Genomic DNA, 11,780 nt, shown 5'->3' on the forward strand with positions numbered 1-11,780 from the left:
GCACCTGAAAGAGACTGAATATAGATTTAATCATCGACGTGATAACATTTACCTTGAGATACTTAAACTTTTACGAAATAAACCGCTTTAGCTTCCTAAGACCCATTTTCAAATAAAATTATTCACACACCCTAAAATTGAAAATTTTGTATTGATATGTAAAACTGAAGCATCCCGCGATGCCTTTCTAGCTGCTTTGTTTTCCAGAAAAACTGTAGTATCAAAACTTTCCTAGCGATAAACCAAATTTATTTAGCAAACACAAATTGTTCACGACTTTAATGCAATGTCTCCAACTCTAATGTAATGTCTTCGACTTTATTGTCAAAGAACACAACTGAGTTTGAACTTTCCTACACTAGCACTCTCAAACGAGGAGTGCTAAAATAACCAAATAAAGGAGGGTTACCAACTAATGACCAATGCTTTAACAGTACCTGCATTATTAGCAACTGACAGTCTAGAACAGTACTCTAGAGCGATTAAAGCCTACCCTATATTATCGGCGGAGGAAGAGCTTTCTCTCGCTGTGAAGTTTAAAAAAGAAAATGATCTTGAGGCTGCTCGTCAGTTGATTGTTTCACATCTACGCTTAGTAGCGAGTATCGCACGTGGATACATGGGCTATGGTTTACCACAAGCAGACCTGATTCAAGAAGGCAATATCGGGCTAATGAAAGCCGTTAAACGCTTTGATCCTGAACGGGGCGTGCGCTTAGTTTCGTTTGCAATGCATTGGATTAAAGCAGAAATCCATGAATATATCGTGCGCAATTGGCGTTTAGTTAAAATCGCCACCACTAAAGCACAGCGCAAGCTATTCTTCAACTTGCGCAGCATGAAAACTGGTATCAATACCATGCAGCCTAATGAGATTGCACATATTGCACATGAGCTGAATGTAAAGCCTGAAGAAGTACTGGAAATGGAATCTCGTCTGAATGGTCATGAAATTTCACTAGAGACCAATATTGATGATGACAGCGAAGAACACTACAGCCCGATTGCTTACCTGCAAGATGAGAGCCTAACACCGCCAGAAGCCCTAGAAGCCAAACAGTTTGAAATGGCTGAAACCACTGGCCTCGCATCAGCGCTTAATCATTTAGATGAACGTAGTCGTCGTGTAGTTGAAGCGCGCTGGTTACAAGAAAACGACAGCAAGACACTACATGAGCTTGCTGATGAATTTGGTGTATCTGCAGAGCGTATTAGGCAAATTGAGCAAAAAGCGATGCTAAAAATGAAAACACTCATGTTGGCGAGTCGTTAATCCCTCAGACAACTTGAGCCATAGTCTACTAGTAATCAACAACAAAAAGGCTGCTATGCAGCCTTTTTGTTAAACTATCACCCTCTACAATCAAGACTTACGATACACCTAAGCTACCGCCTTGCTTGCTTGATTTGGCTCAAATGCAAGCGCGTTGCGCATATGCATACGCAACACACTCAAGTCATCTAACTGGGCTTGTATGCTACGCTCAATCACTTCTAACTCAGCAATACGATCTTCTAAAGTATCCGTCGCTTTATAAATACGCTTAATACTTTCTAAACGCCTACGCAGTTGGAGTTGATGCTCACGCACTTGAGACTCCATAGGCGCAATCACAGCTTTCAACCAATTTTCGATATCGCGGTTAGCCACTTCAAACACATGAATTACTCGACTTGCCAATGTTTCAAAAAACTTGCTAGTAAGCGTCATTTTCTCGTGAGCAATCATATTAAATGCTGTATTAAATTGCTCTTTATATGCGCGCTCTAATTTAGATAGCTCTTTTTGATAGCGTAAAGTAGTAAAAGCTGGCGGCTCAGATTTACGTAAGCCATGCTCTTTTGAAAACTTCTCATACATCACATCCATCATCTGTTTAATCTCATCAATTTGCACATCAGACGAAATCAAGCGCGTTTTTAGCTCACTAAAGAAGTTATCCATCGCCACACGAATGGTTTTTGTGAAGCTTGCGTCAACCATGGTCTGGCGAGTTGAGTGCACATGCACTTTAAGCGACTCCATGCCCAACAAGGTAAATAAACGATTAGTGTGCTGCGAAAAGATGCTACGCAATGCCTGAAAGCGTTGCAGACCTTGCTCAAAGTTTTCTTTATCTACTTTGACCTTGTTCATCATGTGCTCGACTACGTCTTCATTTTTACCACGAAGTCCACGCAACTCAAGTAACTGGTCATTAACACCAGAAAATCTTGCATCTAAAATCATATGAGAATTAGTGATCAAATCCTCAATCTCATTTAGCGTATTGTCACGCACGATTTCTTTTTTTGCAGGAATCAACTCGTTTGATAAAGCCTTTTCCAGCTCTAAAACACGGCTTTTTATAAGCAAAGCCTCATCGCTATTCACTTTAGCAAGTAAACCCTTTTGTGCAGATACTGGATAGATGTGGTTAGGCTCCAAACCCAATAACTCTGCGCTGGTTTTTACTTGTTTAGCAAGCTCAGTTTGAATTTCCTCTTCGTCTTTTAACTCATCCCACAAGCCATCAATTTTATTTAATACGGCAATACGACCTTTTTGTTTCCAACGTGTACCACTAATATATTGGCGCCAAACATCAATTTCTGATTTAGTTACGCCAGTGTCTGCCGCTAAAATAAACAGTACTGCATGCGCATTTGGCAACATGTTCAATGTTAATTCAGGCTCTGTACCAATCGCATTAAGGCCAGGTGTATCTAAAATAACCAAACCCTGCTCGAGCAATGGGTGTGGGAAGTTAATCATGGCATAACGCCAGCATGGTACATCAATGGTACCGTCTTTGTTAATGTTTAGCGCATCATCCGCGTTATTAGGGTCATATAACCCATACTTCTCAGCTTCTTGCAAGGAAACGGCTTTAGTATTACTGACCTCTTTAAAAGCATTCACCATGCTCTCATTCGAGTCAATATCAAAAGTCACTGTTTTCCACTCATCGGGATAACGTTTATATTCTGAAGTTGTTGCGTCAGAAAGACGAGTCTCAATCGGCAACATCATAATTGAGGTTGGTTTTGATTTATCGTATAGCAATTCAGTCGGGCACATGGTTGTACGACCCGCACTAGAGGGTAACAGGCGTGTGCCATAACCTGCAAAGAATATTGCATTAATGAGTTCTGACTTGCCGCGTGAAAACTCTGCAACGAATGCAACGTTCAACTTATCTTCACGTAGCCTGTCCAACAGCTGTTGAATTCTCTGATCGACCTGCGCATCATTGAGCTCTTGCTCGTTTAGCCAGCTACGATAATCGCAAATCGTATCGACAAGCGCCTTTCGCCACTGGGAATATACTTCAAAATGATGTGCTAATTTATTATCTGCCATGATGGTCCTCAAACCATTTTTAGGTAGTGTTACTTTATCACTGTTAATTCAATATGCAAATAAAAGCATGCACTATTGTCTACATTACTTAATAGAATTCGGACAGGCGGTTAATTATTAAATATGAACGGTTACGTACTAGATTATCAGCAAACTAACTCATTCTGTTATCATCTTATTTTTTAAAGAAGTTAAGCATGCCATGAGCGAAAACACACAAAACGCACCTCGCCCAATCGATATTAAACTTCACCAAACATCGCGTTTGCTGGAGATTAAATTTGATAACAATACTGAATGTATGTTGTCTTGCGAGTTCTTACGTGTTTACTCACCTTCCGCTGAAGTACGTGGGCACGGACATGGGCAAGAGGTGCTGCAAATAGGTAAAGAAGATGTCAATATTTCTGCCATTCACCCTGTTGGGAACTATGCAGTCAAATTAGTATTTACTGACGGCCATGATACAGGTTTGTACTCATGGGATTACTTATATGACTTAGCACGTAACTACGAGTCGCTCTGGCTAGAGTATTTGGGCAAACTAAGTGCAGCTGGGCATGCTCGCAAAAACTTATCTTAAGAGAATACTGTGATGACCACCGAACAAAACACACACTTCGGCTTTAAAACTGTTGCAGAGACTGAGAAAGCAAAAAAGGTCGCTGAAGTATTTCACTCTGTCGCCAATAAGTATGACTTGATGAATGACGTCATGTCTGCGGGTTTACACCGTAGCTGGAAACGTTTTGCAGTCAGTATTAGTGGTGTAAATCCTGGCGACAAAGTGCTCGACATTGCTGGCGGCAGCGGTGACTTATCTAAACTGTTTGCGCAAAAAGTAGGGCCAGAGGGCCAAGTGATTCTGACAGATATTAATGCATCTATGTTAGGCGTTGGTCGAGACCGCATGCTGGACGCTGGCCTGAACGTGCCCGCCATGCAATGTGACGCAGAGAAACTGCCGTTTCCTGATCAACATTTCGATTGCGTGATTGTCGCATTTGGTTTGCGTAACATGACACATAAAGATAAAGCTCTAGCAGAAATGCAGCGCGTGTTGAAAGTGGGCGGTCGCTTACTGGTGCTTGAGTTTTCAAAAGTATGGCAGCCATTATCCAAAGCTTATGATGTTTATTCATTCAAGTTGTTACCTCTAATGGGTAAGCTACTGGCAAAAGATGCTGAAAGCTATCAATACTTGGCTGAATCTATTCGTATGCATCCAGACCAAGAAACACTCAAACAAATGATGGTGGATGCTGGTCTTAGCAAAGTAGATTACTACAACTTAGCCGCTGGTGTAGTGGCACTACATAAAGGCTATAAGATCTGATGTTTAAAAGCATGAGCACTCACGTTTTGCAACATCTGATAGCACAAAACACTTGGGCTTGTACTTTGCTGCAACCTTTTGCAGGGAAATCTGTGCGTATTACGATCGCGCCTGTAAGTAGCGAACTAGTAATTTTAGAGGATGGTAGCCTAGCTATGGCTGGTGAGACCAACATTCCTGATGCAAGCATTAACATAGCACCTAGTTTGCTACTCAGACTGATTGCAAAAGATGAAGCGGCTAAATTGCAAATTGAGATTACTGGCGACACGCACCTTGCAACTGCATTAGCCAAAGTATTTTCTCATCTACACTGGGATTATGAGGATGACTTAAGCAAACTGGTGGGTGATGTACCTGCCAATAAAATTGGATCATTCGCAAGAAGCTCTGTGCAAAATCTTAAAGATGCAGGTTTTAACATTGCCAGCATGCTAAGTGAGTACTGGCAAGAAGAGAAGCCGATGCTGGCTAAAAAAAGACATGTTGACCAGTTCAACAGTGAAGTAGATCGTTTGCGCTCTGATGTTGAGCGTTTTGAAAAAAGATTACAAAAGCTCGCTAAAATTAGTGACGCTAAACCAAACTGTTCCAAAGCAAATGAAACCCAGATTTCCGAAATTCAGGCAATCGAAATCAGCCCTGCCCCACACAACCAAGTTACAGATAGCGCTAAATAATTTATGCGGATTTTTCGGCTTTTTTACATTATTTTTATTACCCTGCGTTTCAGTTTAGATGAGTTAATACTGAATCACAGCAAACTCAAACCACTGCAATCCGTTATCGGTATCTTACTGTTTTGGCGTAATAAAAACACCCCGCGTGGTGCGCGCTTAAGATTAGCCTTAGAAACACTAGGCCCTATTTTTGTTAAGTTTGGGCAAATGCTATCAACCCGCCGCGATTTAATCCCAGCAGACATTGCTGATGAGTTAGCAAAACTACAAGACCAAGTTCCGCCATTTAGTTTTGCAGAAGTAGAAGCCATCATTACGCAAGCGTTTAACGAGCCCTTAGCACAGCGATTTTCACAATTTGATGAAACACCCGTTGCAAGTGCATCAGTTGCGCAAGTGCATTTTGCGCACTTACCGCACGGCGAGCCTGTTGCCGTCAAAGTATTAAGACCAAATATCGAAAAAACCATTGCGCACGACCTACTACTCATGGATACCATAGCTTTATTGTTACAAGGTATCTCTTCTGAATTTAAGCGATTAAAACCGCGCGAGATTGTGGCAGAGTTTGCAAGACATACCGAAAGCGAATTGGATTTAACATTGGAAGCAGCCAACTGTAGCCTGCTTGGCCGCAATTTTGCAGATAAATCTATGTTAATTGTGCCAGACGTACATTGGGACTGGTGCCGTAAAGAAGTCATGGTCATGCAACGTATGCATGGCACGCAAATTAGCCAGCGTGACCTATTAATTGCAAAAGGGATTGATATTTCAAAACTCGCTAGAGATGGCGTTGAAATATTTTTCACACAAGTGTTTCGTGATGGTTTTTTTCATGCAGATATGCACCCTGGCAATATACAAGTAGCAGATGACGGCAAGTACATCGCGCTTGATTTTGGCATTATGGGCTCACTAAACGATGTAGATAAATACTACCTTGCGCGTAATTTCTTAGCATTTTTTAACCGAGACTATCGTGATGTGGCTCAAGCGCACATTGACTCAGGCTGGGTACCTGCGGACACCAAACGAGAGGAGCTAGAAACTGCAGTTCGAGCGATTTGTGAGCCTATTTTTAACAAACCATTAAAAGACATTTCTTTTGCACGTACTTTACTCAGCTTGTTTCAGATGGCGCGTCGCTTTGGTGTCATCATCCAACCACAATTAATTATGTTGCAAAAAACGCTACTCAATATTGAAGGCTTAGGTAGAGAGCTAGACCCAAACTTAGACTTATGGAAAAGTGCACAACCATTTTTAACATGCTGGATGAGTGAACAAATTGGCTGGCGCTCCATGCTTAAAAACTTTAAAAATGAACTGCCACACATCATTAAAACGATGCCGCAAATGCCTAGATTAGCGCATCAGTTTTTAATGCAAACCAACCAAGCCGAGCAAGAAGTACCATTGCGAACATCGATAGAACAACTAATCAAAGCACAGCAGCAACAAGCAATATGGCAAAAACGGCTAGTGATTGCTATTGTAGTTTTGGCGCTTGTTGAAGTCCTGTTAATTGCAGGCACTTACTTTATTTAATAACAATTTACTAACGTAGCGTTACTTAAAATATTAGAACTTACATTATGAAGTTAAGCGCGCACTATTTATCCACCACTCAATTTTAGGCACATCATTAATAAACTGTAGGATTTTGCTATGCTGATTTGGTTTGTCGTCTTCTACTTATTGATATCGATTACGATAGGCTTAGTTGCCGCCACACGTGTAAAAAATACTAAAGATTACGCGGTTGCGGGGCGGCATCTGCCACTACCCGTCGTGATGGCAACCGTATTTGCCACATGGTTTGGTGCAGAGGCTATTTTTGGGGTATCTGCTACATTTGTCACAGACGGCTTAAATGGTGTCGCCGCTGACCCGTTTGGCGCCAGCATGTGCTTAATCATTGCGGGGTTCTTTTTCTCTACTCAACTTTATAAACTCAACATCATCACGCTTGGTGATTTCTACCGCATGCGTTATAACCGTTCTGTTGAAGTGCTCACGACCATTGCCATTGTTATTTCGTACTTGGGTTGGGTTGCCGCACAAATCAAAGCGCTTGGCCTTATTTTTAATATTATTACTGACGGTGCTGTAAGTGAAGAAACTGGCATGATTTTAGGCACAGCCATCGTGCTCACTTACACAACATTCGGCGGTATGCTTTCCGTTGCAGTATTAGACTTTGTGCAAATGATCGTTGTTATTGGTGGCTTACTTTATATCGGTAGCATTGTTTCTAGCATGACAGGCGGTGTTGCTCCTGTCATTGAGCACGCACGTGCAGCGGGCAAGCTCGATTTCTTTCCAAAAGGTGCAGATATCTGGGTATGGCTAAGCTTCCTTGGTGGCTGGGTCACCATGATGCTAGGCTCAATTCCACAGCAAGATGTATTTCAGCGCATCACCTCTGCCAAGAGTGCAAAAATCGCACTTTGGGGATCTATATTAGGCGCCTCTGTCTACTTCTGTTTTACCTTTGTACCCATGTTTATTGCCTATTCAGCGACATTAATTGACCCACTACATTTTGGAGCATTAGTAGTAGAAGACTCTCAGCGCGTGCTTCCTTATTTAGTATTAGAGCATACGCCGCTATTTGCACAAGTGATTTTTTTTGGTGCTGTACTTTCTGCCATTATGAGCTGTTCATCAGCAACACTATTAGCCCCGTCAGTGTCGTTCGCAGAAAATATCGTCAAAGGTTACATGCCCAATTTAAGTGACAGAGGTTTCCTCAAGGTCATGCGTGTTTGCCTATTAAGCTTTGGTTTATGCGTGTTAATCTACGCACTCAATTCTGAACGCTCAATCTTTGGCATGGTGGAGTCTGCTTATAAGATCACGTTAGCAGGCGCATTTGTGCCGCTCGTTTTTGGCGCATTCTGGAAGAAATCCACCTCACAAGGTGCACTAGCCGCCATTATTGGTGGCATCAGCACGTGGGTATTGATTGAAGTCTTGGTGGGTGAAGAATGCCTGATTCCACCACAACTCATCGGCTTAGGCGTCAGTATCATTGCGATGATTCTAGGCTCACTACTCCCCCAAAAAATCGGCGGCAGCCCAGAAAAACCAGCGGGGTATTTACATGAACATGCGGCAAGGTCTCATTAGCACTGATAGTTTATTTTAAACACCAATATACATCAGTGCTTTTGGCATACTCCACAATAAAACGTGGAGCGTTGCCCTTGCCGAATATTTAAAATAGGCTTACCGCAAATTCTACAAGGCTCATCAGTCCTACCATACACAAAATACTGCTGCTGGAAATAGCCTGGGTTACCGTCTGTGCCAAAAAAGTCACGCAGGCTACTACCTCCTGCTTTAAGTGCATCACTTAGTGTCGCTTTTATTTCCCCCACTAGTTTTTCACACTGTTTCAAACTTAGTTTATTAGCAGGTTTTGCAGGGTGAATACCTGCGCGAAATAAAGACTCACTTGCATAAATATTACCTACGCCAACCACTAAGTGGCTGTCCATTATTGTTGTTTTAATAGCTGCCGTGCGTGTACGTATGTGCTGTTGCAAATACTTACCTGTAAATGCATCATCTAAAGGCTCTGGGCCAAGCACACTTAGTAATTTGTGCTGAGCATATTGCTCACCTGCCCATAACACTGCACCAAAGCGCCTAGGGTCGCGCAAGCGAAGTACTTGCCCGTCGTTAAAGGCAACATCAAAGTGGTCATGCTTTTGGGCTGGCTCAGTTTCTTTTAACAAGCAAATACGACCAGACATCCCTAAATGCAGCAATAAAACACCATTGTCAAAATGCGCCAGAATATACTTAGCACGCCGTGTTAGTGCGCGTAAGGTTTGTCCATGTAGCAAGGTTGGCAAATCTGCTGGAATAGGCCAGCGCAATGACCCATTGCGAATCACAACCGCTGCTACGCTCTGATCTAAAAGCGACAATAGGCCTAGCCTCGTGGTCTCAACTTCTGGTAATTCTGGCATGTGTGAGTTCCTAGAAAAAAATCCCCCACGATGCAAATGTATCGTGGGGGATTTTTCAAGTTAGCAGAATAAGTGAATCAATTAAGCATTACTTACTTGGCATATTAATAGGTGGGTTCAGCATCACAAAACCAGAGTCTGATGGAAAAGTGTACATGAGGCCTTCATCTGGGCGGCCCAAAAGCAAATCTGGTGACTCTTGAATCTTATCGAAATGAACTTTACTGCCATCTGCCATTTTTATTTCAAATGAAGGATAAACGGTTTTACGATCAGGGGTATACAACTCAACTGACTTAGCAAGCGTATGTATCCATGAATAATCGACCCATTCGTTCATCTCATTTTGCAATGGCTTAGCTTCTTTGATTGAAACCTTCCATTGACCATCTACTAAATCGACATTTAACCTAGACTCTTCCCATTGCTCTAGTCGGCTAAAGTCAAAGCCAGCTACTTTCTCAGTAGGTTTTAATGGTGCTTTATCTACCATTTCAATCACTTGCGTAGAGGCCGCTTCAGCATAAGTATTAGATACTAGGTAAACCGTATTTTTGTGAAAAATATATTGCTCGTCAGTGAGTGGGTTGTAGGTACCAAATAAAAACTCTTCTGAACTGTTTTGGTCTCTAATCAACTTTAACTTCAGTGCTGGGTTAACTAGCCCAAACTTAGCCATGTCATCTGATACGATTTTTTCACGGCTTTTAGCAGCGATAATCGCCAAAATACGTTGCACGGATAACTGATCAGCACGTGTTTTATAGGGAGCTGTTAAACGCCAATATCCGTCTACTTTTTCAAAAGTGACAGCTGCCTTAGCTGGGAACTCAATCGCAATTGCATTAAATTCAGCCAGTTTATAGCTAGAAACTTCGTACTCAGCACCTTTATTCGCCTCTGCTTTAGGACGAACATACAAAAAAGTCACTAAGCTCGCTACCACAGCAAGCAAAATTAGATTTAATAACCAACGTTTTTTCATGCAACTCCCTCAAAAACTTATGACAAGGCTCGATTAAACAGCTCTAATGTTCAGTGATAATCCTATTAAGCTTTTCTGCGCTTCCACCAGAAATATAACCCAGCAATCATGAAGCCCAGTGGGATAAAATATTGGAAGCTATGAAACACAGTCCAAGCGACTAGACGACCCTGATCAGTATCTGGAATTGATACATTAATGTCTTTCAAAGGCATCGGCTGTATCGTAATCAGGTTGTCATCTCCAGCCAACCAATTAATAATATTTACGCCCAAATCCAGATTGCCACCATTGGTAATAAAGGTGTTAGATAAAAAGTTAGCATTACCCATCACCACCACGCGTTGACCTTTTTTGCCATAAATGCGCTCTAAGGCCACACCAATATTAATTGGGCCACGCTTGTCTGTCTTCTCATTAAAAACAGGTTTTGCACCTTTCGCCAACTTCGCAGAAGATAACCAGCCATTAGGCGCAACCTCAACAAGCTTACTTACTTTCCAACCATTTTCGTCATTGCCATACGCCATGACCTCATGTGACTCAGGGAACAAAGTACGTAACATAAAGTTAGTCGTGATTGGGTGCTCACCATACAAACTTGCAAATGCAACGCGCGCATCTGCACCGTACTGAGCAGACGCCATATCCAACACGACGCCAGGAGAGACTTGCAGACCTAAGTAATCAGCGACGTTCTGCATGCCTTTAAAGTCATTATCATCTAGCAACCATAGCAAATTACCGCCAGCCTCTAAGTAAGCTTTAATTTTTTGTGCTTCAATCTCGCTAATATCTACTTGCGGACTAGCCACTACCAACATAGCACCGTTACTTGGTACTGCCTGTGCAATCGTTAAATCTGGGTTAGCAAACTTAAAGCCTTTGGTTTCTAACTGCTTACCAAATTCACCCAAATCATGATTCTTAACACCAATCAAGTTACGCTCGCCATGCCCATCTAAATACATAACAGCCTGTTGATTAGTACGAGATAGTCTTACTAACAAGTTAGTAAATTCTTGCTCTGCAAACGGTGGCGTGATGTGCTCTACACGTTTTTGGTACTCCACTACCACTTCGCCGTCCACTTTAACACCAGCATCTTGAGCTAGCTTTGGCTCTACAGATGGGTTAATAAACTTAAGTCTGATATCTTTTTTATCACGTTGGTAACGTGCAACAAAGTCTACAATCCCTTTACGGAATACATCACCGCTTGATGCATCATCTTTAGTTGCATACACGGTGATGTTAACGGGCGCTTTCATCTGTTTGAGTACATTCACACTGCCCTGCGTCAAAATATTGCGATTAGCCTGTGTAATATCTTTTGCAACACGGTACTCGCTCGCTAAGAAACCTAGCAATACCACAAGCATTAAAAACAATACGACAAAAAACCAATTTTGTACTAATAACTGAAAACGTAATTTACGATTAATGTTCATGT

The 11,780-nt window shown here is 41.9% G+C and carries 10 protein-coding genes and 1 pseudogene; 7 read left to right on the forward strand and 4 right to left on the reverse strand.

Features of this window, described 5'->3' with window-relative positions:
* Both Q7U33_RS03380 and rpoH read left to right on the forward strand, forming a co-directional pair.
* Positions 1–91, forward strand: a pseudogene (locus Q7U33_RS03380) (IS1595 family transposase); the annotation flags it as partial.
* Between the two features lie 324 nt (positions 92–415).
* Positions 416–1,273 carry an RNA polymerase sigma factor RpoH gene (gene rpoH / locus Q7U33_RS03385; protein ID WP_304858177.1) on the forward strand — a complete coding sequence of 286 codons (858 nt, stop codon included), beginning with the start codon at positions 416–418 and terminating at the stop codon, positions 1,271–1,273.
* A gap of 108 nt (positions 1,274–1,381) precedes the next feature.
* Here the strand turns inward: rpoH and Q7U33_RS03390 are convergent, their stop codons facing one another.
* A complete protein-coding gene (locus tag Q7U33_RS03390) occupies positions 1,382–3,343 on the reverse strand; it encodes a dynamin family protein (protein WP_304858178.1) in 1,962 nt (653 codons plus the stop codon).
* A 202-nt stretch (positions 3,344–3,545) separates the two neighbouring features.
* Here Q7U33_RS03390 and Q7U33_RS03395 point away from each other — a divergent pair, with 202 nt between their 5' ends.
* The 5 genes from Q7U33_RS03395 to Q7U33_RS03415 all read left to right on the forward strand — a co-directional run bounded on the left by Q7U33_RS03395 (position 3,546) and on the right by Q7U33_RS03415 (position 8,494).
* Positions 3,546–3,926 (forward strand): gamma-butyrobetaine hydroxylase-like domain-containing protein, encoded by a 381-nt coding sequence (locus Q7U33_RS03395; protein WP_019897576.1) that lies wholly within the window; start codon positions 3,546–3,548, stop codon positions 3,924–3,926.
* Between the two features lie 12 nt (positions 3,927–3,938).
* The gene (ubiE, locus tag Q7U33_RS03400; RefSeq protein ID WP_304858179.1) at positions 3,939–4,679 is read left to right on the forward strand and encodes a bifunctional demethylmenaquinone methyltransferase/2-methoxy-6-polyprenyl-1,4-benzoquinol methylase UbiE; all 741 of its coding nucleotides are present in this window, start codon (positions 3,939–3,941) and stop codon (positions 4,677–4,679) included.
* 11 nt (positions 4,680–4,690) lie between these two features.
* On the forward strand, positions 4,691–5,359 hold the full coding sequence (locus Q7U33_RS03405) for an SCP2 domain-containing protein (protein WP_304858180.1): 669 nt from the start codon (positions 4,691–4,693) through the stop codon (positions 5,357–5,359).
* 3 nt (positions 5,360–5,362) lie between these two features.
* Positions 5,363–6,910: a ubiquinone biosynthesis regulatory protein kinase UbiB gene (ubiB, locus tag Q7U33_RS03410; RefSeq protein ID WP_304858181.1), complete on the forward strand. Its 1,548-nt coding sequence runs from the start codon at positions 5,363–5,365 to the stop codon at positions 6,908–6,910.
* A 120-nt stretch (positions 6,911–7,030) separates the two neighbouring features.
* Entirely contained in the window at positions 7,031–8,494 is a 1,464-nt protein-coding gene (locus tag Q7U33_RS03415) for a sodium:solute symporter family protein (RefSeq protein WP_304858182.1), read from the forward strand.
* A gap of 32 nt (positions 8,495–8,526) precedes the next feature.
* On the opposite strand, the gene mutM is transcribed toward Q7U33_RS03415, so the two are convergent.
* From mutM to Q7U33_RS03430, 3 genes are all read right to left on the reverse strand, one after another.
* A complete protein-coding gene (gene mutM / locus Q7U33_RS03420; protein ID WP_304858183.1) occupies positions 8,527–9,342 on the reverse strand; it encodes a bifunctional DNA-formamidopyrimidine glycosylase/DNA-(apurinic or apyrimidinic site) lyase in 816 nt (271 codons plus the stop codon).
* A gap of 88 nt (positions 9,343–9,430) precedes the next feature.
* Positions 9,431–10,327: a DUF4340 domain-containing protein gene (locus Q7U33_RS03425; protein ID WP_304858184.1), complete on the reverse strand. Its 897-nt coding sequence runs from the start codon at positions 10,325–10,327 to the stop codon at positions 9,431–9,433.
* A 65-nt stretch (positions 10,328–10,392) separates the two neighbouring features.
* Positions 10,393–11,778, reverse strand: a complete 1,386-nt coding sequence (locus tag Q7U33_RS03430) for a GldG family protein (protein ID WP_304858185.1) — start codon at positions 11,776–11,778, stop codon at positions 10,393–10,395.
* Positions 11,779–11,780 lie beyond the last annotated feature (2 nt).

Source organism: Methylotenera sp. (genome assembly GCF_030653755.1).
Taxonomy (GTDB): domain Bacteria; phylum Pseudomonadota; class Gammaproteobacteria; order Burkholderiales; family Methylophilaceae; genus Methylotenera.

Coding starts and splice junctions, on each gene's coding strand:
- Q7U33_RS03430 (WP_304858185.1), bottom strand. CDS start 11,778: ATGAACATTAATCGTAAATTACGTTTTCAGTTATTAGTACAAAATTGG.
- mutM (WP_304858183.1), bottom strand. CDS start 9,342: ATGCCAGAATTACCAGAAGTTGAGACCACGAGGCTAGGCCTATTGTCG.
- Q7U33_RS03390 (WP_304858178.1), bottom strand. CDS start 3,343: ATGGCAGATAATAAATTAGCACATCATTTTGAAGTATATTCCCAGTGG.
- rpoH (WP_304858177.1), top strand. CDS start 416: ATGACCAATGCTTTAACAGTACCTGCATTATTAGCAACTGACAGTCTA.
- ubiB (WP_304858181.1), top strand. CDS start 5,363: ATGCGGATTTTTCGGCTTTTTTACATTATTTTTATTACCCTGCGTTTC.
- Q7U33_RS03405 (WP_304858180.1), top strand. CDS start 4,691: ATGAGCACTCACGTTTTGCAACATCTGATAGCACAAAACACTTGGGCT.
- ubiE (WP_304858179.1), top strand. CDS start 3,939: ATGACCACCGAACAAAACACACACTTCGGCTTTAAAACTGTTGCAGAG.
- Q7U33_RS03395 (WP_019897576.1), top strand. CDS start 3,546: ATGAGCGAAAACACACAAAACGCACCTCGCCCAATCGATATTAAACTT.
- Q7U33_RS03415 (WP_304858182.1), top strand. CDS start 7,031: ATGCTGATTTGGTTTGTCGTCTTCTACTTATTGATATCGATTACGATA.
- Q7U33_RS03425 (WP_304858184.1), bottom strand. CDS start 10,327: ATGAAAAAACGTTGGTTATTAAATCTAATTTTGCTTGCTGTGGTAGCG.